The following is a 23,267-nucleotide window of genomic DNA, read 5'->3' as shown; positions in this document are numbered from 1 at the left end:
TACACCGAGCGTTGTGTGTTGGGACATGCAGAGGAACCGCCCGCGGGTTGCCCGTGCTACCTTGAGCATGCAATCCTAAAAACAACAGTCACTGATATACTACATACGGAATATTGATTTTTGCGGCGTTGCAGCATATGATTGAGTCATCTTTTCGCTCAATCATTCGGAGTTACAAATGGAATTTGTTCCTCTCGCGCTGCTCGCCGTTGGTTTTGTAGGTTTGGGCTCTGCCGCCACCGTTCTGCTGACCTGCTGGATCCCGCAGCCGGTCGCGCAACTTGCAGCGCAACATGGCCGGTTCGTCGGCCTGGGCGAGCAGGATGGCAGAATGGCCGCAGTGGCGCCCGCAGTGGTGCCCTATCGTGCGCATGTTCAACAAGAGGCGATGAATGTCGTCAGAACTTCAAACTGAAGCAGTGGCCCCACCCCTGACGTTGTCGTTGCAGCCGATCGGCGCGAGCGTGAGCTTGCGCGATCAGGCGTATGCCATGCTCCGCCAGGCCATTGCCGACGCAGATATCTACCGGACTCACGAAGAAATCCGCCTCGACGAGCGCGTGCTGAGCGAATCGCTGGGCGTGAGCCGCACGCCGGTGCGCGAGGCGATGACGCTGCTCGAACAGGAAGGTTTTCTGCGCATGGTGCCGCGGCGCGGCATCTATATCGTGCGCAAGAGCAAGCGTGAAATCGTCGAAATGATCCAGATGTGGGCTGCGCTCGAAAGCATGGCGGCGCGTCTTGCCACGCTGCACGCCACGGACGAGGAAATCGCCCGCCTGCGCCACATGTTCGACAATTTCCGCGACGCCACGCCGGCCGAGCACATTGCCGAGTATTCCGACGCCAACATCGCGTTTCATCAGGCGATCGTCGAGCTGTCGAAGTCGCAGATCATTCTCGACACGATCAAGAACATCTTCATCCACGTGCGGGCGATTCGCCGCATGACCATTTCGCAAAGCGACCGCGCGTCGCGTTCGATCGTCGACCACCTGCGCATTATCGAGGCGCTGGAGCAGCGCGATACCGAACTGGCTGAGCGTCTTACCCGCCAGCATTCGCTCGATCTGGCGACGTTCGTCGAAGCGAATTGTGATTTTCTGGATTAATGGTGGCTTAAGCGCCTGATTGGCGCAACGAATGGCAAAAGAAAGGCCCGCGGTGATGACGTCACCGCGGGCCTTTTTTGCGTTTTCGATCCATTTCTTTCCTCTCTAGTCGTCGCCTCGCAGTGGGTGGGGTTAAGCCCGGCTTGACGGTGACTGAAATGTAGTATGTGATATATCAAATGTGATCGAGACAAGCGACATCTCGGTGTTTTCCCTCGAATCGAGCAGACCGGCACGGCTTCATCTCGTTGAAACGTAGGCCTGATAAGCATTCAGAGCAGAAATCCCGAAACAGCCGCATTTTGAGATCGCGCTTGATTGAATGTGATATATCACATACCGTATGTACCGGGGCTAACCGGACATCCGCTGGAGCGGACGTTATCGAAGCAGGCGCGTCGGTCGATAACCGTTGCACACAACTGAGACTGATCAGGACAGGAGACTTGACATGAGCAAAGCACTCGACGGCGTGCGCATTCTCGATTTCACGCATGTGCAATCGGGTCCGACTTGCACGCAGTTGCTCGCGTGGTTCGGCGCGGACGTGATCAAGGTGGAGCGGGCCGGCGCCGGCGACATCACGCGCGAGCAACTACGGGACATTCCCGACGTGGACAGCTTGTACTTCACGATGCTCAATCACAACAAGCGCTCGGTCACGATCGATACCAAGAACCCGGAAGGCAAGCTGGTGCTCGAGGCGCTGATCCAGAAGTGCGACGTGCTGGTGGAGAATTTCGCCCCGGGCGCGCTGGACCGGATGGGCTTCACGTGGGAGCGGATTCAGGAGTTGAACCCGCGCATGATCGTGGCCTCCGTGAAGGGCTTTGGCCCGGGCCCTTACGAGGACTGCAAAGTCTACGAGAACGTCGCGCAATGCGCGGGCGGCGCGGCCTCGACCACCGGTTTCGACGATGGCCCGCCGGTGGTGAGCGGCGCGCAGATCGGCGACAGCGGCACCGGTTTGCATCTGGCGCTCGGCATTGTCACGGCGCTGTATCAGCGCACGCTAACCGGGCGCGGTCAGAAGGTGCTCGCCGCGATGCAGGACGGCGTGCTCAACCTGTGCCGCGTGAAGCTGCGCGACCAGCAGCGGCTCGAACGCACCGGCACGATGAAAGAGTATCCGCAATATCCGAACGGAACGTTCGGTGAAGCGGTGCCGCGCGCGGGGAATGCTTCGGGCGGTGGCCAGCCGGGCTGGATTCTGAAGTGCAAGGGCTGGGAGACGGATCCGAACGCGTATATCTACTTCATCACGCAGGCGCCGGTATGGGCGAAGATCTGCAATGTGATCGGCAAGGAAGAGTGGGCCACCGATCCGAACTACGCGACGCCTGCCGCGCGCTTGCCGCATCTGAAGGATATCTTTGCCGAGATCGAGCGCTGGACCATGACCAAGACCAAGTTCGAGGCCATGCAGATCCTCAACAAATACGACATTCCTTGCGGGCCGATTCTCTCGATGAAGGAAATCGCCGAAGAGCCGTCGCTGCGCAAGACCGGCACGATTGTCGAAGTGGATCATCCGACCCGCGGCAAGTATCTGACGGTTGGTAATCCTATCAAACTGTCGGACAGTCCGACCGAAGTTACGCGCTCGCCGCTGCTGGGCGAGCATACCGAAGAGGTGATGACTGAACTCGGCTACTCGCCCGAGCAGATCAGCGCATTGCGGACCGCCGGCGCGATCTGATAGCTCAAGGAGCGATGTATGGATACGTGGATGCGTTTCATGTCGAGCGACGGTGGTGTCGTGTTCGGCCGGGTGGAAGGCGGTTATCTGCACGAGTACGAAAGTCTCGATCAACCGGTGCCGACCGGTGCGGTGTTGTCGACACGTGCGCTCACGCCGCTCGCGCCTTGTGCGCCCGGCAAGATCGTCGCGTTGTGGAATAACTTTCACGCGCTGGCGGCGAAGCTCGACAAGCCTGTGCCGGCGCATCCGCTATTTCTGTTGAAGCCGGCGGGGTCGGTGATCGGTTCGGGTGAACCGATCCGTCGGCCGCTTAGTTACGCGGGCAAGATCGTCTACGAAGGCGAACTCGGTATCGTGATCGGGCGGCGCTGCCGCGACGCGAGTATTGAAGAGGCTGCGGAATCGATCTTCGGCTACACGCTGGTCAACGATGTCACCGCCGCCGATCTGCTGAACGAGAACCCGCACTTCCCGCAATGGTGCCGCGCGAAGGGCTTCGATACGTTCTGCTGTATAGGACCCTCGATCGTCTCCGGTTTCGACTGGCACGCCGCACGTCTCGTGACGATGCTCGACGGGGTGGAGCGGCAGAATTATCCGCTTGCCGATATGGTGTTTTCGCCTGCCGAGCAGGTGAGCCTGATCTCACAGGACCTGACGCTCGAACCGGGTGATGTGATCGCGTGCGGCACGTCGGTCGGCGTCGGTTCGATCAAGGACGGCGCCACCGTCACGATCTCTATCGAAGGGATCGGCACATTGAGTAACACCTTGAGCGCTGTGTGCGAGATAGCGCTATGACGCGACGGCCGCGGCTCGTTGCGTTGCTCGGCAGTGGCACGGGGTTCGCCGTCATGGTGGGCGGGTTTGCGTGCTACCTGTCGGCGGCGGCGCAGGCGAATGTCGAGCGTATCGAGCTCTATGCCGCGGTCTTCATTGGTGCGCTGGTCTTCGCCACTTCTGCAATCGCATTCTGCAAACTGCGTGGCGTGCTGGACCTGAGTACAGTCGCGCGTCCGGGGCATGGCATTGTCAACGTCTCGGCGCTTTTACTGTGTGGCTGGCTCGGCTACGGCTTCGTCACGGAACAGGCGCAGCCGTTCGGACTCGCCGCGCTGCTTGCGATGAGCGTGCTGGCCGTTTCGCTAGGCACGCATCTGATGACAAGCCGCGAGTACTCGACGAACGAGCGCGATTCACACTGCCATGCGTTGGCCGGACGTTGCGATGGATTTGCACCTGAGCGGCGCGGGTTGTTGGCGCGCATCGAATGGCATGGCGGCGAAGAGCAGGCGTGGGCGCTGCGCGAGATAACACCCGGCATGGTGCGCGCAGCAGCATACCGGCACCGGCACGGCCGGCATAACACTGGGACGGTGGGCGTACAAAAGCGTGGGTTTGTCCGCCAACGCGCCACCCATCGCTCAACGTGCCGTCAAAGATGAATACACCGATGCGCCGGACGGCGGGCAGAGCGAGCGGCGGAATCGTCCCGCCGAAGCCCTTATTCGCCGGCCGCCGCGAATTCGCTGTAGTACTTGGCCTTCTTGCTCAGGATCATCTGGGCAAGAAACTCAGCATCGTACGCGCTGTGAAGATGCGCGTGAAACCGCTCGATGTAGGCGGTGATGCGCGCCGCTTCGCTGTTGAATTCCTTCAACACATCGAGTGTGGCCTGGTCCCAGCGGAACCGCAGGCCAAGGTCGCTGAAGGCCGCGTTGAACGCGCTCAGATGGGCGTCGTCCGGATTGTTCGCGGTGGCGCGTGCAGTACGTGTGCTGGCGTGAGACTCAACCGCAGCGTGGTTCATGATCGGCCTCCTGGGCTGACAAGTAAGGGAACTCACTTGCAGCATAGGGATACTGATCAATCCGCAATAGTTAAAGTTTCATTGGCTTTCCATAGCCTACTGCTTATAGACGCTCAATTCCTTCACGCGCGTGATCTTCTCGATGAGACCCGCGCCTTCCTCCATCAGGAAGCGTTTGAAGGCGACTGCAACCGGCGGCAGGCGCTTGTTCTTCCGATGCACGACGTACCAGTTGAGCATGACGGGAAAGCTTTCCACATCGAGCACGACCAGATGGCCGAGCTGCAACTCGAGACTGATCGTATGCGCGGACAGGAACGCGATGCCCATGCCGGCGATCACCGCCTGCTTGATCGTCTCGGTGCTCTTGATCTCCATCGCGATCTTCAGATTGGCGAGACGGCCGGCGAAGCCTTCTTCCATCGAATTCCAGGTGTCCGAGCCGCGTTCGCGCACGATGAAGGCCTCGCTCGCCAACTGGCTCATCTTGATGTTGCGTTTGTGCGCGAGCGGATGCGTGGGCGCCGCCACGATCACATAAGGGTGCGGCGCGAACGGTTCGTTGGTCGCGTCGGTTTCGTGCGGCGGCCGCACCATCACGGCGAGATCGGTCTGGTTGGTCGCGAGTTGATGCAACAGTTCTGCGCGATTGTGTACGGCGAGATTGAGCACGACGCCCGCGTAACGCCGCGTGAATTCAGCGAGCAGGCGCGGGAAAAAGTAGTCGCCTGCACTGATCACCGCGACGTTCAGCTTGCCGCCGGAGACGCCCTTGAGCTGACTCATCGCCTCGTCGACTTCGTGGAACTGCTGAATGATCGCGCGGCTGTAGTGAAGCATCTCGGTGCCGGCCGGCGTCAGATAGATTTTTTTGCCGAGCTGCTCGAACAGCGGCAGCCCTGCGTGTTCCTCGAGTTGCCGCACCTGGGTGGAGACGGCGGGTTGCGTCAGATGCAATTCTTCCGCGGCACGCGAGAAGCTGAGGTGGCGCGCTACCGTTTCAAAGACCTTCAATTGCCGCAGAGTGGCATTGCGCATCGTCATGGCCGATGTATAAGCAAATATGAATCGACATAATAACAAACTTTAATTATTAGTTATTCAGCAATGACCCTAGCATGGGGCTGTATAAGAAGCGGAATTGCCGGTGTTGTGCTCGTTGCAGTACTCGGGTTAACGCTTGTATTTGAGGCGTAGAAAGGGAAGCGGCGAAACGCCGATGCAATGCCGATACTTAATTGATCGGAATAAAGAAATCGTCTGAAAAACGATGATTCAGGTAGGAACAGGCCCTAAAGAATTCGAATTAAAGACGCAAATATTAAATATTCCCGAATGGCAAGGCTGTTCGGGTCATAAGCAGAAGGTGAGACGCATACAGTGCGGCGTGACGGCCGGCCGCACTCAATAAATAGCGGAGACAAGGTTCATGGACGATATCACTCGACAGACCACGACTCGCGTATTCTGGGCGAACCGCTGGTGGCAGCTCGTCATCGGCATGATGTGCATGGCATTGGTAGCCAATCTGCAATACGCATGGACGTTGTTTGTCACGCCGATGAATTCGCGGCATCACTGGGGTGAAGCATCCATTCAGCTCGCGTTCGCTATTTTCATTCTCACAGAAACATGGCTCGTGCCGGTGGAGGGCTGGCTGGTCGACAAATTCGGACCGCGCCCGGTGGTCGCCGGCGGCGCGGTATGCGCCGGCATCGCGTGGGTGATGAATTCATATGCGACGACTTTGCCGATGCTGTATGTGTCGGCGGTCATTGCCGGGATCGGTGCCGGCGGCGTGTACGGTACCTGTGTCGGCAACGCGTTGAAGTGGTTTCCGGATCGCCGGGGGCTTGCCGCCGGTTTGACTGCTGCAGGTTTTGGCGCGGGCGCGGCCGTCACGGTCATTCCGATCGCCAACATGATCACGCGCTCGGGCTATGAGCACACCTTCTTTTTCTTCGGCATCCTGCAGGGCGTCAGCATACTTTTGCTTGCGCTGCTGTTGAAGAAACCAAACTTGCGCCAGCAAGCTGCACCGAAGAAGAAGTTCGCGGTCACGAAGGTCGATTACACGCCGGGCCAGATGATCAAGACGCCGGTGTTCTGGGTGATCTACGTGTCGTTTGTCGCAGTGGCGGCGGGCGGCCTGATGGCGACCGCGCAAATCGGTCCGATCGCCAAAGACTGGGGGCTCGCACGCATTCCGATGACGATCTTCGGCATGACCCTGCCGCTGCTCACGGCCACGCTTTCCATCGACAATATCTGCAACGGCTTCACCCGTCCGCTGTGCGGCTTCATCTCCGACAAACTCGGCCGTGAGAACACGATGTTCGTGATCTTCATCGGCGAAGGCCTCGCCTTGCTCGGCCTCATGCAGTACGGCACCAACCCGTATGCGTTCATGACATTCGCCGCGTTGATCTTCCTGTTCTGGGGCGAAATTTTCTCGATCTTCCCGGCGATTTGCGCCGATACCTTCGGCAGCAAATATGCGGCGGCCAATGCGGGCACGCTGTACACCGCGAAGGGCACGGCCTCGCTGCTGGTGCCGATTGCTTCGGTACTGTCGGCCACAGGCGGCTGGAGTCTGGTCTTTATCGTTTCTGCCGTCGTCACGATCGCCGCGGGCATCTCGGCGAAGTTCATTCTTGCGCCAATGCGTTCGCGCTGGATCGAAGCGCACAACGAACCCCAGGGCGTGCTGGCCGTTGCCGGCAGCAAGGCCTCGCGGCTTAGCCATTGGCCTGAGCAGTCAGGGGAATAGGGTGACCTATCCACGCCCGGCAGTAACGTTATGAATGTTTCGCTGCAGCAACTCAAGGTGTTTGTCGCCGTAGCGCGTGAACGGAGCTTTACGCGCGCGGCGCGCGAGTTCGATCTGACGCAGTCGGCGGTGAGCCGTTGCGTGCGCGAACTTGAAGACGCCGTTGAATTGAAGCTGTTCGACCGCACCACGCGGCAGGTGGAACTGACTCATGCGGGCGCGAGTCTGGAGCGCAGAATCGGCCGCCTGCTCGATGAAATCGAATTGACGCTGCGTGAGGAGCGCGCCGCTTACGACGGACACACTGGCGTGGTCGTGCTGGCGAGCAATCCCGTGTTGTCGTCGAGCTGGGTGGCGCAGGGGCTGGCGCGTTGCGCGTCAGCGTTTCCCGAGCTGATCGTGTCCGTCAAGGATCACTCGCAAAGCTGCGTGCTCGCGAGCGTCGAGCAGGGGGAAGTGGACTTCGGCGTGGTCTCCGTGGCTGAGCCTCTGGCCAGCGATCAGTTGCACGCGCAAGTGGTGTTCACCACGCCGCTGCATGCGGTGATGCCGCCCGCGCATCCGCTGGCGCGGCAAGCCAGCGTCGCATGGCATGCATTGCACGAGTGGGCGCTCGTCACGTTGAATGCCGACGCGGGTGCGCGCGCCGCGCTCGACCTTGCCTTCAATTCGCACGGCCTGAAGCGACGGCCCGTGCAGGAACTCGGCCATGTTGCGGCAGTATCGCGCATGGTCGAATTGGGCCTTGGCGTCGGCGTTTTACCCGTCGATGCACATTGGCCCGCGCCCGGCGCGTCGCTGGTAAGCCGGCCGCTCGTGCCCGAGATAAATCTGACGACGCTGCTCGTGCATCGCCGCAATCGCTCCCTCAGACCCAACGCCGCAGCGGCCTGGGCGCAGTTTGCTGCGCTCGCCGATGTGGCTTCGCCTGCCGCCGGCGCGGCGCCGGCCGATCCGTTGCCGGTCAGCCCACGCAACATCCCAAGCAAGGAGCTTCATGATGGAAACTGAAACCGACCTCAGGCGCCATGATTTGCTGATCGACGGCAAGCGTTTGCCGCCCGGCACCGGCGAATATTCCATCGACATCAACCCGGCGACCGAAGAGCCGATTGCGCTGGTTGCACAAGGCAGCGCGGCCGATGTCGATACCGCGGTGCACGCCGCGCGCGCCGCGTTGAAAGTATGGAACGCGATACGGGCAGCCGAGCGGGGCCGCATACTGATGCGGCTCGCCGGCCTGATGCGTGCGAATCTGGACGAACTCGCGGCGCTCGAAAGTCTCGATGCCGGCAAACCCATCTCGGCGGTAATGCGCCAGGATATTCCTGCGGCGATCGATACGCTCGAATACTACGCAGGCTGGTGCGACAAGATCAATGGACAGGTGGTGCCGGTACGTCCCGATGCCTTGACGTACACGCTGCGCGAGCCGGTCGGCGTGGTCGCCGCGATCGTGCCGTGGAATTTCCCGCTGATGATCGGCATGTGGAAAATCGCGCCCGCGCTGGCATGTGGTTGCACGCTGATCGTCAAGCCCGCGGAGATTACGCCGCTGACCGCGTTGCGCCTCGGTGAACTCGCGCTCGAGGCGGGTGTGCCGCCGGGAGTACTGAACATCGTCACCGGCAAGGGGCGAGTGGTCGGCGATGCGCTGGTGGCGCATCCCGGGATCGACAAGGTGACCTTCACCGGCTCGCCTTCCGTGGGGCGCGGCATTCTGCAGGGTGCGGCCGGCAACTTCAAGCGCGTCACGCTCGAACTCGGCGGCAAGTCGGCGAACCTGATCTTCCCCGATGCGAATCTCGACAACGCGGTGCGAGCCGCGGCGTCGGGGATTTTCTTCAACACGGGCCAGGTCTGTTCGGCAGGCTCGCGGATTCTGGCTCACCGCGATGTTTACGACGAAGTGGTCGAGCGTCTCGCGGCGCGTGCCAAGGCGATCAAGGTCGGCGATCCGGCGGCGCGCGAAACGTCGATGGGCCCGCTTATTTCCGCGGCGCAGATGAAAACCGTACTCGGCTATGTCGAGACAGGGCGCTCCGAAGGGGCGTCGCTCGTGACCGGCGGCGTGCGGGTGGGCGAGCGCGGCTTCTTCGTCGAGCCGACAGTGTTCGCCAATGTCGAGCATGAAATGTGCATTTCGCAGGAGGAGATCTTCGGGCCAGTGGCGAGCGTGATTCGTTTCAACGACGAAGCCGATGCGATCCGTATCGCCAACGGCACCTTGTATAGCCTTGCGGCCGGTGTATGGAGCGCGGATATCGGCCGCGTGCATCGGGTTGCGCGTGACCTGAAGGCGGGCACTGTGTGGATCAATACCTACGGCTATACCGATGTGCGCTTGCCTTGGGGTGGTTCCGGCGATTCGGGTTTTGGCCGCGAGCACGGCGACGTGGCGATCGAAAACTTCACCGAGCCAAAGGCGGTGTGGCTGGCGATTGATCAATAGCGATGTAAAAAGGATCGAACGCGTGGCGTTCGATCCTTTTGTGAGGCTTGTGAGGCGTGGGTCGAAGCGCCAACCGGCGCTCAGTCTCAATCCCCCTGCAATGCCATCCGTTCACGCAGCTTGATGAGGGCAAGCACGACATCGATAGTCGGCGTGGGCTCCGCAACGAGACGGCCCATTTCCTGCACCACCGTCAAGAGCGGATCGATCTCCATCGGACGGCGATTCTCCAGATCGACCAGCGTCGAGGTCTTATGCGCGCCGACCGCCCCCGCACCGTCGATGCGTTTTTCCACATCCACGCGAAAATGCACGCCGAACTGATCGGCAATACGCTTGGCTTCCAGCATCATCGTGCGTGATACCGCACGTGTACCGGGGTCGCTGGTGAGGATATCGAGCGTGGCGTGGGTCAATGCGCTGATCGGATTGAAGCACAGGTTGCCCCACAGCTTGAGCCAGATTTCGTCGCGGATATTGTCGCGAATCGGCGCATCGAATCCTGCTGCCTGCATGATCTCGTGCAACTGCTGAATGCGCGGCGTGCGTTCGCCGCTCGGCTCGCCGATCGGGAATTTCTTGCCGTACACGTGCTTGATGACACCCGGTTCGACGATCTCCGCAGCGGGATACAGCACGCAGCCGATCGCGCGTTCCGGTCCGAGTTTGGTCCATTGGCTGCCGTCCGGGTCGATGCTGGCGAGGCGGGTGCCGGCGAATTTTCCGCCGTGCTGATAAAAGTACCAATAGGGAATGCCGTTCACGCCGGTGACGATAGCCGTATGCTTGCCGAGGAGCGGCTGCATTGCGTCGACTACGCCAGGCAGCGAGTGCGCCTTCAGTGTAATGATCACGAAGTCTTGCACGCCGAGTTCGCGCGGGTCGGACGTGCAGCGTACTGGCGCGCTGATCGTCTCGCCGTCCATGATCAGACGCGCGCCGTGTTCGCGCATTGCAGCAAGGTGCGCCCCACGCGCGACGAAACTCACATCCGCGCCGGCACGCGCCAGTTGCACGCCCATCAAACCGCCAATCGCTCCTGCTCCGAAGATACAGATCTTCATGATGCCGCCCCTATGACTATGAGAAGTCGCTTGTCCGATGCCGCGTATGGTCCAGCTGCGGCGGCGGGTCATTCTTCGAGCATAAAGGCGCAGGACGATTACTGACAGTTAAAGTTTATGAGGTCGTGCATTAGCTATTGTTTATGGTTTTGCAAACAGGCCGAACTGCCATTCAGGTTTCAACGACGCGAGAGGGTGTCATACAGCCGGCGCGTGGCCGGACAGATAATTCGGAAGGCTGACTATCAAGCTTTGAGTCCAGGCGTTTTACGTCCGCCGAACCAGCAGAAAGCTCACGCCGATTGCCGCCAGAAACGCCCCGCAGCAGCGATTGAACCACCGGCGAACCTTGGCGCGAACCAGCCACTTGCCAAGGTGCATGCCGGCCCACGAATACAGCGCGATGGCCACCCATTCGAGGACCAGAAAGCTCGCGCCGAGCACCGCGAACTGCGGCAGCATCGGTTTGGCGATATCCACGAACTGCGGCAAAAATGCGGTGAAAACCAGAATCGCCTTTGGATTGCCCGCGGCCACGAGACATTCCTGCCTGGCAATCCGCCAGAGCGACGCATCGTCCTGCTGGATCGTATCGATGGCCGGTGCGTCGCTGCGCCACAACTGGATGGCAAGCCAGATCAGATACGCGGCGCCGGCCAGTTTGATCGCGAGAAAGAACCACTCGGATGCGTGCAGCACGACGGCAAGGCCGGTCGCAGCCAACACCAGCATCAACGCGAACGCGACCAGCCGGCCGGTGCCGCCGACGAAAGCCGTCATGAAGCCGTGACGCGCAGCAGCGTTGATGGATAGAAGATTGTTCGGGCCCGGCGCGAGATTGATCGCGAAGCAGGCGGGCAGGAAGAACAGCCAGGTGGTGATTGACATGACGGCTCGCACGGAAAAGGGGACCGGGTTGCAGAATCGGGCACGCGAGATGGCAGGCGCCAGCGGCGCTTCGATGCTGCGCGATTTTGCCCGATTCTGCGTTTCCCTCGATATTTCCCGATTGTAGCGAATCGGCGCACAGCGCCGATTCGGTCCGTCCGCTCAATTCACCGAGTTAACGAAGCCCGGGTCGCGGATCAACGCTTCGACGCTCAGCTTGACCGTGTCTTCGACGGCGATGGTATTGCTGGTGAATTTAGGCGACTTCTGCCGGACCGTCTTGGTGGTTGAGAACACAACCTTCTGGGTTGAGGCATCGGTCACGATGTAGCGCATTTTCAGCGTCCACGATGCCGGCGACCGCGCGTCGTCCACCGTGAACTTCTCGATGCTGCCGCTCAGCACTTTCCTGCCTTCGGTGAGGTGAAAGCCCGCGACCTGCAAGCTGCTGGCAATGCTGTTGCGCACGGTTTCGTTGATATCGCTTTTTAGCACGATGCCGGTCATCGCCGTGTTTTCGATCCGGTTCGGCGAAACCTGGCCGTTGCGAGCCGGCATGTAGGCGAAATCGCTGGCGGGCGCGACGCTCAGCCAGCCGGTTGGATGCGCGGTTGCGCGCGGTGGGCAATTCAGGCCGAACCACGACCAGGAGCATGCAGACAGCATCAACGGCAGGGCGACGACGCCGCAACCCTTGAGCACGGCGGATCTCAGGCCCGGACGCAAGGGATCGAGCGATGGCCGCAGAGACTGACTCTGTTGCGGCGACTCGGGCGCTGAGCTGGAAAAAGCGGCGGTCGAGGTCAGAGGAAGTGCCTTTTAGGTGGAGTCATTCCGGTACAGAGCAGCATGGTAACAGCGAGCTGATCCCGCGCATCTTCTTAGTTGGGGCATGACCTGGATCGAGGTCCGGAATTATCGAGCGATTGAAGCAGCCTCGCTCCGGGAGCAACACGATCAAAAGAATCCGGCTTTCCCCTGAGTCATATCCACCAGGGCTAGCCGCGCGTCATCTACCGCATTGACGGGCAGGCGGACAGTCATCTTCACCAGCATCCCGTAGGCGCTGTCGACGAGTCCGTAACCTTCAGCCTCGATCCATCTGCGCACCTTCGCTTCATCGGCATAGCTCACTTCGACGATCAGCGTAACCTGGGCAATCCTCTCCACCCGCGGCGCGTCCAGTAGAACCGAAGCAATCGCGTCGGTGTACGCTCGCACCAACCCGCCGGCGCCCAGCTTCACGCCGCCGTAATACCGCACGACGGCGGCCAGCACGCCGTCCAGATCGTGATGCCGCAACACTTCGAGAATCGGCCGGCCCGCGGTTCCGGACGGCTCGCCGTCGTCGGACATGCCTGACTGGCCACCTGCCAGCAGCGCCCAGCAGACATGCGTCGCGCCAGGATGCTCGTCGCGCAGACGCCGCAATTCGGCCATCGCGGCGTCGCGGTCGGCGACCGGTATCGCGTGCGCGATGAAACGGCTCTTGCGAATCTCGAGTTCCGCAGAGAGCGGCGCGGGCAAGGTGTAGGTGGGCAAGGCAAAGACTTCAGTGGATGAAAAAATGCGGGCCGCATATGGAGCTTAGGCGGCCCTGTGCCCGCAATGGTAACGGATCGTCGGCTGGGAATCTTCGAACGATCTACAATCGTCAGCTGAACGCGCGCCTGCCCGTTGAGCCGAGCGCGCCACACAGGAGACGACATGCTTGATCTTTCTACGCTAGGAACCTTCGTTGCCGTTGTACTCGGGCTCTTTCTGATTCCCGGTCCGGCCGTGCTGCTGGTTTTGACCCGCACGGTGCATGGTGGGCGCAAGGCCGGCATACTCACCGGTCTTGGCGTCGCCGCTGGCGATTTCATCCACACGCTGGGCGCCGCGATTGGCCTGTCGGCCTTGCTGATGACGTCGGCGCTCGCCTTCAATGCCGTGAAAATCGTCGGCGCCGCCTATCTCGTCTATCTGGGCATTCGCGCCTTGCGCGAAAAGCAGGCGAGCGCGCATTTGCCGACAGTTGCGCCGGTATCCGCTTCCAAGGCCTTCTTTCAGGCGATCCCTGCCGAAGTGCTGAACCCCAAGACCGCGCTGTTTTTCCTCGCGTTTCTGCCGCAGTTCGTTCGCCCTGAGCACGGTTCTTCGTTCCTGCAATTCACGACGCTCGGACTGATTTTCGTTGGCATGAGCGCGCTTTATACAACGCTGATCGTGCTGACGATTCGTCCGTTGGGCAAACTCGTCAAGCGCCTGACATGGCTTAGCCGCTGGCAAAACAAGATTATCGGCGTGCTGTTCATTTCGCTCGGCTTGCGCGTCGCCACGCAAACGCGCTGAACCTGCAGCATTGACCCGGCCGCGCACCGTTTTTCCTTCGGGTGCGCGGAAACACGCTGCGACACTCGAACTAGATATTCCGGCGCTGCCGCCTCAGGCGGCCTTCGCGTGCGTATTCCATCTGGCCCTCGGTGCGCACGGCGAGCTTTTCCTGTGCGGCACGGCTCATCTGCCGTGTATCGTCGATATCACCCACGCGCAGTACTTCCTGCGCGATCCGTATGCGTAACGTCATTAATGGTTCGCCGCGCTCGACCAGCGTGCGGTCGGCGGCGCGCGCCTGCTGGACGCCGCTGTCGATCAGGTTGCGCAACTCCAGCAGCGTGAGCCGTTGCCGTTGAATCTCGAGGATGAGGCGCTGGATGCTCTGCTCGTCGCGCGTGCGCCACCAGGCACGCAGTTCGGCGAGTGTGGGAGGCTCGAAGGGAGGAAGGCGCATTGTTCAGACGAAAAGTACTGTATATATGTACAGTATATCCCGTCTTTTTACGGAAACGCGGGGAGCGCGTTGACCTGCTGGCACGCCCTACAGCAGGGGGCGTTACAACGCTCGCTCAGGTGAGCGCGAGCATGATGGTGGTGGAGATCACGATGATGAAAAGACAGGCGGCGGTCAGTACGTCGTACGGATAGTTCATGTCGAAACCATGACGTGTCGGGTGAATCGACCCATCATAGGCATAAACATTTCCCGTGACTGTCAAGCATTGCAAAGGCGCGGCTACCCTCGGCCGCCTGTGATCTGAACGGAAATCGAAGAACGCGAGCGAACTCCTTCCGCTTACCGTCCACGTCCTTTTGCTGTGGTTTTGCCCGTTGCCGGCGCAGGTGACGCGCCCGCATTGCCGCATATCAACGCCACCCCTGCAACCGCCGTTGCCCGCAGCGACGCGCGCGAATCACCCGCGCGGGCGCGCAACGCGAGGCTGTGCAAAATCGCCGATGCGATCTTCGCGAGAAGGGGCGGTTGCGCATCGGCCGGCAGTTCGCCTTCGGCCTGCGCCAGCTTTAAGCGTTTCTCGAAGGCCTTGTCGTAAGTGCGCAGGCCCTCGGCTAGTGCTGCGCGGACTTCGGCGTCATCCACCGCTTCGACCGCGGCGGTGCCGATCATGAAGCAGCCGAGCGGATCGCCGTCGGCGGGCAAGTACCACGCGAGCGCGCCGTCATAGACGCGTAGCAAGGCCTGCTGCAAGGGCAGGTCTTCGCTGAGAGCATGAACCATCGCGAGCCGGCCGGCCTCGATATAACGTTCGAGCGTGGTCAGATACAACGCATGTTTGTCGCCGAATGCACCGTACAGACTCGGGCGGTTCATACCGGTCGCAGTGCTCAATTGATCCAGCGAGGTGCCCGCATAGCCGCTGCGCCAGAACACGTCTCTTGCATCGGCGAGCGCCTGGTCGGAATCATAGGCACGCGGACGGCCGCGCGGGCGGACTTCTTTTTTTGTACTGGTCGGCATAAAAATATGGCGTAAGTGATTTATATGCAATATAGTACAAAAACACCAACGACAGGGGATTCCCCATGGATCTGTACTTCTCGCCGCTCGCTTGTTCACTGGCCACCCGAATCGCGTTGTACGAGGCGGGGGCACAGGCTGGGTTCATTCGGGTCGACACGAAGTCGAAACAGTTGTCGGATGGCTCGGACTTCTATCCGATCAGTCCGCTCGGGCAGGTGCCGGTGCTGCGCACGGATGAAGGCTGGCTGTTGACTGAAAACACGGCGATCTTGCCGTATGTGGCCGATCATTTTCCGGCCGCACGGCTCGCGCCTGCTGCGGGCACGGCACAGCGCGCGCGCTTGCAGCAATGGCTGGGTTTTATCAGTACGGAGTTGCACAAGGCAGTGTTCGTGCCGTTGCTCGATGTGCGCGCGCCCGAAGACGTGAAGCGGTATGCGCGCGACAAGGCCGCATTGCGGCTAGGCGTTCTGCAGGATCATCTGGCGCAAAGCGAGTATCTGCTCGACGGGTTCAGCGTGGGCGACGCGTATCTGGTCACGGTGCTGAACTGGGCGTCGCATGGCGGCATCGATCTGTCGCAATGGCCTGCGGTGGCGGCGTACTACAAGCGCTTGATGCGCCGGCCGAGTGTGGCAAAAGCCGCAGGGGAAGAATTCGCACTGTTTGAGGAAGAAATGGCGAAGCGCGCGAAAAACTAAGGGCAGCTTGCCGGCGACAGGATCAATCGTCGCCGTGCTGGCAAAAGCGGCGCCCCGGAATGTGCGATACGACCGCTTGTGCGATTTCGAGTGGCGTGCTTTCCGCGGGCACCACGCGGCGGCTCGATTCGGGGGTGTGCTTCATGGTCCATTCGACTAGTCTGTACGAGCGTCCCCAAGGGGGCTGCAAGGGGTCCGAGACCTTGCACGAGTGGATCTGGCGCACCCATTCGTTGCCGGGCATCGCGCGCAGATGCTCGAATACCGTGTCTTCCACCATCGTTTGACTCCTTCTTCGCAGGCATGCTGTCCATCTATCGGCGCGTCGGCGACATCCCTTGAGAAAAAAAGCGCCGCCGATGTTCTGGCGGCTCAACAGGGGATGTTGCGTGCCATAGTTACAGGTAAGAATTAAGCCAAACTTAAGATCACGCTTAAAATTCCCGCGCTTGGTCCCTCTGCGTGATCGCCCTGTTAAACCGCTGTTTTTGCGTGTGCGGTGATCGAACCCTCAAGACCTCGCGGAATTGGCCGTTATTACAGCGGTTGGGGCCGCCGACCCCGCTTCGCCTCCGGGCCCGCATCAATAACGTGACGAATCTCGCCCAAACGCCGCTTTCAGACCGACTGCGCTCGCTCGTCGATACCGTGCAGCACAACGAGCGCACGCTGCGCCGCTTCCAGAACGTCGAACTAAGGTTGATCGGCGCGCAGGATTTCGCGTCGTTTCTCGACACGCTGTTCAGCCATCTGCCGAAGGAGTTCTCGCTGGCGAGCGTGACGTTGTGGCTCGACGACCGCGCGCCGATGCTGCTTGAACTGCTCGATCCGGGCGCTCTGGATGCGCTCGACCAGCCCAATCTGAGAACGTCGCGCGAAGGCGGCCTCGCAGCCCTTGGTCTCTGCGACGAGGGGCGGCCATGGCTGGGCAAGCCTGGGCAACTGGATAAAACGGCGCGCCGCGCATTCTTCGGCGACGCCGACGCGCCGGCGAGCGCGATCTTGCTGCCGCTTGCCGCCGGCGACACGGTCAGCGGTTATCTATGTCTGTGCAGCGACGACCCGGCGCGTTTCGCCGAAGGCATGGCGACGGATATCCTGGAGCGCTTTGCGAGCATCGTCACGGCGAGTCTCGACAATGTCGCGCACCGCGAGCGGCTCAAGCAACTCGGCATGACCGATTCGTTGACCGGCCTCGCCAATCGCCGCTACTTCGATGAACGGCTGCGCGAGGAAATCATGCGCGCCGTCCGGTATGGCGTGCCGGTTGCGTGTCTTTTCATCGATATCGACAGCTTCAAGCGGATCAACGACACCTACGGCCATCAGACCGGCGACCGTGCGCTGGCGGCCGTGGCGGCCTGCGTGCGGCAACAGGTGCGGCTGGGCGACACCGTGGCGCGCTACGGCGGCGAAGAGTTCACTGCGTTGCTGCAAGGCGATCGGGGCGATGCGCTGACGGTCGCCGAGCGCGTGCGGCTGGCTGTCGAAAGGCTGGATTTGCAGGACGACCATGGCGAGCGCATCGCGTTGACCGTGTCGATCGGCGTGGCGGCGCGCACGCTTGCCGGTGCGCCTGCCGACGCGGCCGTGCATGGCCACGCGATGATGGAAGAAGCCGATCGGGCGATGTACCAGGCCAAACGCAATGGCCGCAACCGCATCGAGGCGTTGGCAAAAGCGGGCAGCGATAACGCGCGACGCTAACTGTCGCTGCTGGAGTAACGAACGGCGCGCCGCGATTCACGGCGCAGCGGATCCTCACGCGTCCGGCGGCACCCCCAGTAATTGCAGCGCTCCACCCGTTACCGCGCCGAACACCGGCCCGGCCACCGTCCCACCATAAAACGCCTTGCCGGCCGGGTCGTCGATCATTACGGCGACGATCAGCCGTGGGTCGCTCATCGGCGCCATGCCGACAAACAGCGCGCGGTAACGGTTTTTCGCGTAAGTCGCGCCGACCTGCTTGCGCGCGGTGCCGGTTTTGCCGCCGATCCGGTAGCCTTCCACTACTGCTGCGCGCCCTGTACCGCCAACACCGGTGGCCATTTCAAGCATCGAACGGATCGCGCGCGCGGTGGCGGGCGTGGTGACTGCATGGCCCTTATACATGGTCTGCACCGCGCTGCTTGCACTCGAGGTTCCGTCCGCGTTTTTGTCTGTCCGCAACAGACTCACGGGATGCATGGTGCCGTCGCCGGCATAGGCGGTATAGACCTGCGCGATCTGCAGTAGCGAAGTGGACAGGCCGTAGCCATACGCCATGGTCGCCTGTTCGATTGGACGCCAGCGTTTGTACGGACGCACCTTGCCCGACGCGACGCCCGGAAAGGTCAACTCGGGCCTCAACCCAAGCCCGTATTCCTGATACTTGTTCCAGATTTTTTCAGCGGGCAGATTCAGTGCGAGCTTGGCGAGCGCGATATTGCTCGACTTCTGCACGGCTTCGGCGACGGTCATCGCGCCGTGATTCGACGTGTCGTGAATCACCGCCGGGCCGATCTTGTACCAGCCCGGCGCGGTATCGATGATGCTTTGCGGCCGAACCTTGCCCTCGTCGATCGACAGCGCGACGACGACCGGCTTGATCGTCGAGCCCGGCTCGAAGGTGTCGACGACGGCGCGATTGCGCAGTTGCCGCCCGGTGAGCCGCGCGCGGTCGTTCGGATCGAAGCTCGGATAGTTGGCGAGCGCGAGAATTTCGCCGTTGCGCGCATCGAGCACGACCACGCTGCCGGCCTCGGCGTGATGTTTGGCGATGGCGTCCTTCAGTTGCGCGTAAGCGAGTTGCTGGATGCGCCGGTCGATCGTCAGGTGGATGGTGTCGCCGTTCTGCGCGGGCACGAGCGGCCGGGTCTCGGACACCACGCGGCCCAGGCGGTCGCGAATCACTTCGCGCTGGCCCGGCACGCCGAGCAGTTGCTCGTTGGCGGCGAGCTCGACGCCTTCCTGGCCGTTGTCCTCGATATCTGTAAAGCCGACCACGTGCGCTGCCGATTCGCCTTCGGGATAAAAGCGCTTCGAATCGGCGATCTGCGTGATGCCGGCGAGACCCAGTTTGTTGAGATGATCGGCGGTGTCGGCATCCACCTGACGCTTGAGGAGCACGAAGGTTTTATCGCCATTCAGACGCCGGCGCAGTTCCACTAGCGGCAGGTCGAGCAGCTTCGAAAGCGGTGCGAACGAGGCTTCGTCAAGCAGCTTGGGCGAGGCCCAGATCTCGTAGGTCGCGAGACTGACCGCGAGCATCGAGCCATTGCGGTCGACGATGCGCCCACGCGTCGCGTCGAGTTCGAGCGTGCGCTGATAGCGTTTTTGTCCCTGATCGACATAGAAGTCCTGATTGACTACCTGCACCCAGAACGCGCGCGCCGCCAGCGATGCGAACGCGCCGAACACCAGCAGGACGACAAGTTTCGAACGCCACATCGGCAGGCGCGCGGCCAGCAACTGGTTCTTCACGACGGGCGCGTACGGATCGTGCGACTGCGATTTCTTCTTTTGGATCATGAGTGCGGATAACGAACAGCAGTGCGAGGGCGAGAAACCGGCGAGGCCGATGTCCTGTTGCGCGTGACTGTCGAGTGTGCTCCTCGAGCAAAAGCCACACGCGCGTGGCGTGCAGCGGGATTAACCTGCGCCGCCCGAATCGGCGGCGGTGAATACCTTGAGTTGCCAGCGAAACCGCACGGCCAGCATGCGTACCGCGAAACCAACGGCCAGCACCACGATCGAGGCCGGCCCCGACGCCACGTCGCAGGCCTGTAGTGCGACATACAGCACCCCGGCGCCGAGCGCGATGCTGGCGTACAACTCCTCACGCAACACGAGCGGCATCTGATTGCACAGCACATCGCGCAGCATGCCGCCGCACACGCCGGTAATCGCGCCGGCCAGCACGACGATCGCCGGGCTCACGTCCAGTGTCGCGGCGACGTCGCAACCGATAACCGTGAACGCGATCAGGCCGATTGCATCGACCGTGACGAACAGCCCTTGCCAGTTGCGCAGCCATTTAGCGCTCGCCGCCGCAACCGACGCTGCCCCGATTGTAATCAGAACGTAATCTGGATGCGAGATCCATGCAAGGGGATAGTGGCCGAGCAGTACGTCGCGCACGGTGCCGCCGCCGAGCGCGGTGACGGTGCCGACGAGGCACAGGCCGAAGCGGTCCATGCCGCGGCGCATGCCCATCAAGGCGCCGGACATGGCTTCGGCGATGATCGCCACGAGGTAGAGGAGGTGGAGCAACATGACGGCGACCCCTGATGGGACGGCGCTCGCGAGAGGGAAGGCTCCGCATGGGAGCTTGCCGCGAGGCGCGCGTTGGAAAGCGGCCATTATCGGAAGCGGCGGGTCCTGATGAAAATGCCTTAAGCCGAATTCGGCGATGCCAAATTCGGCTTAACGTGGTTGCGCAATCGGGCGCGGTAAGCGTTCGTTGAATACAAAAAAGCCGCGTGGACTTGAAAAATCCGCGCGGCTGGCTCGTTCGATTAATGCGTCGACTCCGACGCGGCGTGTTAAAGAGGCGCTCTCTGCCTGTAGAGTGCCTTCTTTTTTCTGCCCCTCTTCTGCTTATATCCCGCTGCCTGAAAGAGCTGGCTGCCTCAGGCCGGCAGAGCGAAACTCGAGATTGCCTCGCGCAACACGCCCACCTGATCCTTCAGCGAATGGGCCGCGGCGGCGGCTTCTTCGACGAGCGCGGCATTTTGCTGCGTGACCTGATCCATTTCACCGACTGCGCGATTGACCTGTTCGATGCCCGCGCTCTGTTCGCGCGACGCGTTGCTGATTTCCTCGAGGATTTCGTTCACGCGGCGCACCGACTGCACGATCTCGCCCATGGTCGAACCGGCATTGGCGACCAGCGACGCGCCGGCTTCCACGGTATGGGTCGACGTTTCGATCAATGCCTTGATTTCCTTCGCGGCCGTGGCCGAGCGCTGCGCGAGGCTGCGCACTTCCGCGGCGACCACCGCGAAGCCGCGGCCCTGTTCGCCCGCGCGCGCCGCTTCGACCGCTGCGTTGAGCGCGAGGATGTTGGTCTGGAACGCGATGCCGTCGATCACGCCGATGATGTCGCCGATCTGCCGCGAGCTGGTGGTGATTTCGCCCATCGTGCGGACCACGTCGTCGACGACGCGGCTGCCGCGCGTGGCCACATCCGCCGCCTGACCGGCGAGTTGTGCCGCTTGCAGCGCGCTGTCCGCGTTCTGCTTCACGTTGACCGTCATCTGATCCATGCTCGACGCCGTTTCGACGAGCGCCGCGGCCTGTTCCTCGGTGCGTTGCGACAGATCCGTATTGCCGGCGGCGATTTCGGTTGCGCCGATATTGATGTTTTCAGTGCCGAGACGCACGCGCGAAACCGTATCGACGAGACCGGCCTGCATGGTGTGAAGCGCGTGCAAGAGACTGCCGCCGGTGTCGTTCGCTTGCAGCGGCACGCGCGTGGCGAGGTTGCCGTCCGCCATCCGTTGAGTCGCTTCGACCGCGACTTCGAGATCGCCGCCGAGCGTGCGGCGGATGCTGCGCAACACCAGCAGCATGACGGTCGTGGCGATGGCGCCGAGCGTCAGGGTGATGACGAGCCAGCGCAGCAGATTCGCGTAGAACGCGCGCTGCACGTCGTCCATGTACATGCCGGTGACGAGATACCAGTCCCACGGCTCGAAGTGGCGCGAGAAGCTGGTTTTCGCCACGGGTTTGTCGCTGCCGGGTTTGGACCAGAGATAGTCGACATAGCCGCCGCCTTCGTGATTGCCTGCGGTGACGATATCCGTGAACAGATGATTGCCGGCCGGATCGGTGAATTGCGCCATGTTCTTGCCGACCAGTTCCGGCTTGATTGGGTGCATCAGCATGACCGATTGCGAGTTGTTGACGGAGATATAGCCGTCTTTGCCGTAGCGCATGGCGGCGATCGTTTCGAGCGCCTGCTTTTTGGCTTCGTCTTCGGTGATCGTGTGCTGCTGGGCGACGGTGTAGTAGCGGTTGACGATGTGATTGGCCTGGTCGATCAACGCGACGAGTTGATCGCGGCGGTCCGAGATCATCGAGGCGCGGTTTTGCCATGCGCCGAAGCCGCCGATCAGGATCAGGCCGGTCCAGAGGACCGCGATCATTGAGGCTAGTTTTTTGTTCAGAGTCATAGCAATGGGCTTTTTGCTTTCGCGTTTGCTTTCGCTTTCGCGAGGTGGTCGGTCAGGGTAGGCACTTCGCTTTTCGCTCTTGCTTTTTCGCTTGCAGCGAGTGGCTTGTTGCTGACTGTGTTTACGGCTTGTTGTTCTTTGCTCCGCAGGGGAGGGGAAACCCGTTGTTTTATTTGTCTGACTATATTGGTTTGGTTTTGGGGTTTTTTTGCCTGCGCGGCGCTTTTTGGCCGTGTTCTTAGGGCTTTGGCCTTTCCTTGCATTGTTAGTGGTCTATTAGCGTTGCCCCTGTGCGGGGCGGCACCTACTTCTCTTTGCCGGCTGCAAAGAGAAGTAGGCAAGAGAAAGCAGCTCAAACCGCTAATGCTAAGTGGGCACCGCGGTCTGCTACGGGTAGTGGTGCGACTGGAATCTGTGTTCGTGCCACTACATGCTCTTGTGACGAACCTGTCCGCATTTTTGTGTGCGAGGCGGTTGGCGGAGTTACCCGCGTGCGTTGGTAAAACGCTCTCCAAACAGAATAGCGAACTGGTTCATGGCGGAGGACCAGTCGAATGCCGCCCGAACAGACTTCGCCAGCACGTTGCGCAGTGCCAGCCATAGCAGTTTGATGGCGGCCTCGTCGTTGGGGAAGTGGCCACGGGTCTTGATGATCTTGCGTAGCTGCATGTTCAGACTCTCAATAGCATTCGTGGTGTACACAACCCGGCGTATCTCGGGCGGAAACACGAAGAACGGTGTGACGTTCTCCCACGCCCGTCGCCACGACTGCACGATGGTGGGATACTTTGCGCCCCATGGCCCTTCGGCAAAG

General features: G+C 61.3%; 25 protein-coding genes. 11 read left to right on the top strand and 14 right to left on the bottom strand.

Annotated features, from left to right (window positions below; genetic code table 11):
- Nucleotides 1–178: 178 nt before the first annotated feature.
- The 5 genes from KHO33_RS13940 to KHO33_RS13920 all read left to right on the top strand — a co-directional run bounded on the left by KHO33_RS13940 (nt 179) and on the right by KHO33_RS13920 (nt 4,259).
- A complete protein-coding gene (locus tag KHO33_RS13940) occupies nt 179–415 on the top strand; it encodes a hypothetical protein (protein ID WP_200564776.1) in 237 nt (78 codons plus the stop codon).
- The gene (locus KHO33_RS13935; protein WP_154563562.1) at nt 393–1,112 is read left to right on the top strand and encodes a GntR family transcriptional regulator; all 720 of its coding nucleotides are present in this window, start codon (nt 393–395) and stop codon (nt 1,110–1,112) included. Before KHO33_RS13940 ends, KHO33_RS13935 begins: the two co-directional genes overlap by 23 nt.
- Before the next feature lie 451 nt (nt 1,113–1,563).
- On the top strand, nt 1,564–2,811 hold the full coding sequence (gene frc, locus KHO33_RS13930; RefSeq protein WP_200564775.1) for a formyl-CoA transferase: 1,248 nt from the start codon (nt 1,564–1,566) through the stop codon (nt 2,809–2,811).
- A gap of 18 nt (nt 2,812–2,829) precedes the next feature.
- Complete coding sequence (locus KHO33_RS13925) at nt 2,830–3,615, top strand: fumarylacetoacetate hydrolase family protein (protein ID WP_054042616.1); 786 nt, start codon at nt 2,830–2,832, stop codon at nt 3,613–3,615.
- On the top strand, nt 3,612–4,259 hold the full coding sequence (locus KHO33_RS13920) for an NAD(P)(+) transhydrogenase (Re/Si-specific) subunit beta (protein ID WP_054042617.1): 648 nt from the start codon (nt 3,612–3,614) through the stop codon (nt 4,257–4,259). Before KHO33_RS13925 ends, KHO33_RS13920 begins: the two co-directional genes overlap by 4 nt.
- 59 nt (nt 4,260–4,318) lie before the next feature.
- Here the strand turns inward: KHO33_RS13920 and KHO33_RS13915 are convergent, their stop codons facing one another.
- Both KHO33_RS13915 and KHO33_RS13910 read right to left on the bottom strand, forming a co-directional pair.
- A complete protein-coding gene (locus KHO33_RS13915; RefSeq protein ID WP_054042619.1) occupies nt 4,319–4,624 on the bottom strand; it encodes an HAD family hydrolase in 306 nt (101 codons plus the stop codon).
- A gap of 96 nt (nt 4,625–4,720) precedes the next feature.
- A complete protein-coding gene (locus tag KHO33_RS13910; protein WP_093632996.1) occupies nt 4,721–5,668 on the bottom strand; it encodes a LysR family transcriptional regulator in 948 nt (315 codons plus the stop codon).
- A gap of 385 nt (nt 5,669–6,053) precedes the next feature.
- Here KHO33_RS13910 and oxlT point away from each other — a divergent pair, with 385 nt between their 5' ends.
- From oxlT to KHO33_RS13895, 3 genes are read left to right on the top strand one after another with little or no spacing between them, the layout of a single operon-like run.
- Nucleotides 6,054–7,394 carry an oxalate/formate MFS antiporter gene (gene oxlT / locus KHO33_RS13905; protein ID WP_093632995.1) on the top strand — a complete coding sequence of 447 codons (1,341 nt, stop codon included), beginning with the start codon at nt 6,054–6,056 and terminating at the stop codon, nt 7,392–7,394.
- Nucleotides 7,395–7,424: 30 nt separating this feature from the next.
- Nucleotides 7,425–8,405 carry a LysR family transcriptional regulator gene (locus KHO33_RS13900; protein WP_200564774.1) on the top strand — a complete coding sequence of 327 codons (981 nt, stop codon included), beginning with the start codon at nt 7,425–7,427 and terminating at the stop codon, nt 8,403–8,405.
- Nucleotides 8,395–9,846: an aldehyde dehydrogenase family protein gene (locus KHO33_RS13895; RefSeq protein ID WP_200564973.1), complete on the top strand. Its 1,452-nt coding sequence runs from the start codon at nt 8,395–8,397 to the stop codon at nt 9,844–9,846. The genes KHO33_RS13900 and KHO33_RS13895 overlap by 11 nt, the downstream gene beginning before the upstream one ends.
- Before the next feature lie 86 nt (nt 9,847–9,932).
- Here KHO33_RS13895 and KHO33_RS13890 read toward each other — a convergent pair whose 3' ends face one another.
- From KHO33_RS13890 to KHO33_RS13875, 4 genes are all read right to left on the bottom strand, one after another.
- Nucleotides 9,933–10,910 carry a 2-dehydropantoate 2-reductase gene (locus KHO33_RS13890; protein WP_054042627.1) on the bottom strand — a complete coding sequence of 326 codons (978 nt, stop codon included), beginning with the start codon at nt 10,908–10,910 and terminating at the stop codon, nt 9,933–9,935.
- Nucleotides 10,911–11,177: 267 nt separating this feature from the next.
- Nucleotides 11,178–11,798: a LysE family translocator gene (locus KHO33_RS13885; RefSeq protein ID WP_200564773.1), complete on the bottom strand. Its 621-nt coding sequence runs from the start codon at nt 11,796–11,798 to the stop codon at nt 11,178–11,180.
- A 162-nt stretch (nt 11,799–11,960) separates the two neighbouring features.
- Nucleotides 11,961–12,500, bottom strand: coding sequence for a hypothetical protein (locus KHO33_RS13880; protein ID WP_200564772.1), 540 nt, complete (start codon nt 12,498–12,500; stop codon nt 11,961–11,963).
- A gap of 255 nt (nt 12,501–12,755) precedes the next feature.
- A complete protein-coding gene (locus tag KHO33_RS13875) occupies nt 12,756–13,340 on the bottom strand; it encodes an IMPACT family protein (protein ID WP_128576932.1) in 585 nt (194 codons plus the stop codon).
- A gap of 165 nt (nt 13,341–13,505) precedes the next feature.
- Here KHO33_RS13875 and KHO33_RS13870 point away from each other — a divergent pair, with 165 nt between their 5' ends.
- Complete coding sequence (locus tag KHO33_RS13870) at nt 13,506–14,132, top strand: LysE family translocator (protein ID WP_093632989.1); 627 nt, start codon at nt 13,506–13,508, stop codon at nt 14,130–14,132.
- A gap of 70 nt (nt 14,133–14,202) precedes the next feature.
- Here the strand turns inward: KHO33_RS13870 and KHO33_RS13865 are convergent, their stop codons facing one another.
- The 3 genes from KHO33_RS13865 to KHO33_RS13855 form a co-directional block, all read right to left on the bottom strand.
- On the bottom strand, nt 14,203–14,571 hold the full coding sequence (locus KHO33_RS13865; RefSeq protein ID WP_200564771.1) for a hypothetical protein: 369 nt from the start codon (nt 14,569–14,571) through the stop codon (nt 14,203–14,205).
- A gap of 115 nt (nt 14,572–14,686) precedes the next feature.
- Entirely contained in the window at nt 14,687–14,836 is a 150-nt protein-coding gene (locus tag KHO33_RS13860) for a hypothetical protein (protein WP_172737764.1), read from the bottom strand.
- 77 nt (nt 14,837–14,913) lie between these two features.
- Nucleotides 14,914–15,594: a TetR/AcrR family transcriptional regulator gene (locus tag KHO33_RS13855; protein WP_200564770.1), complete on the bottom strand. Its 681-nt coding sequence runs from the start codon at nt 15,592–15,594 to the stop codon at nt 14,914–14,916.
- Nucleotides 15,595–15,659: 65 nt separating this feature from the next.
- Here KHO33_RS13855 and KHO33_RS13850 point away from each other — a divergent pair, with 65 nt between their 5' ends.
- Nucleotides 15,660–16,298, top strand: a complete 639-nt coding sequence (locus tag KHO33_RS13850) for a glutathione binding-like protein (RefSeq protein WP_200564769.1) — start codon at nt 15,660–15,662, stop codon at nt 16,296–16,298.
- Between the two features lie 22 nt (nt 16,299–16,320).
- On the opposite strand, the gene KHO33_RS13845 is transcribed toward KHO33_RS13850, so the two are convergent.
- Entirely contained in the window at nt 16,321–16,578 is a 258-nt protein-coding gene (locus KHO33_RS13845) for a DUF2866 domain-containing protein (protein ID WP_093632986.1), read from the bottom strand.
- Between the two features lie 311 nt (nt 16,579–16,889).
- Here KHO33_RS13845 and KHO33_RS13840 point away from each other — a divergent pair, with 311 nt between their 5' ends.
- Nucleotides 16,890–18,005 carry a GGDEF domain-containing protein gene (locus KHO33_RS13840; RefSeq protein ID WP_200564768.1) on the top strand — a complete coding sequence of 372 codons (1,116 nt, stop codon included), beginning with the start codon at nt 16,890–16,892 and terminating at the stop codon, nt 18,003–18,005.
- A 54-nt stretch (nt 18,006–18,059) separates the two neighbouring features.
- Here the strand turns inward: KHO33_RS13840 and KHO33_RS13835 are convergent, their stop codons facing one another.
- The 4 genes from KHO33_RS13835 to KHO33_RS13820 form a co-directional block, all read right to left on the bottom strand.
- On the bottom strand, nt 18,060–19,808 hold the full coding sequence (locus tag KHO33_RS13835) for a peptidoglycan D,D-transpeptidase FtsI family protein (protein WP_200564767.1): 1,749 nt from the start codon (nt 19,806–19,808) through the stop codon (nt 18,060–18,062).
- A 120-nt stretch (nt 19,809–19,928) separates the two neighbouring features.
- Nucleotides 19,929–20,552: a trimeric intracellular cation channel family protein gene (locus tag KHO33_RS13830; protein WP_200564766.1), complete on the bottom strand. Its 624-nt coding sequence runs from the start codon at nt 20,550–20,552 to the stop codon at nt 19,929–19,931.
- 356 nt (nt 20,553–20,908) lie between these two features.
- Complete coding sequence (locus KHO33_RS13825) at nt 20,909–22,453, bottom strand: methyl-accepting chemotaxis protein (protein WP_200564765.1); 1,545 nt, start codon at nt 22,451–22,453, stop codon at nt 20,909–20,911.
- Nucleotides 22,454–22,936: 483 nt separating this feature from the next.
- A partial coding sequence (locus KHO33_RS13820) for a transposase (protein ID WP_211629215.1) occupies nt 22,937–23,267 on the bottom strand: 331 nt, incomplete at its 5' end.

The organism is Paraburkholderia nemoris (assembly GCF_905221015.1).
GTDB lineage: Bacteria > Pseudomonadota > Gammaproteobacteria > Burkholderiales > Burkholderiaceae > Paraburkholderia > Paraburkholderia nemoris.
The sequence above is the reverse complement of the archived record's forward strand: the minus strand, read 5'-3'. Positions and strand labels throughout refer to the sequence as shown.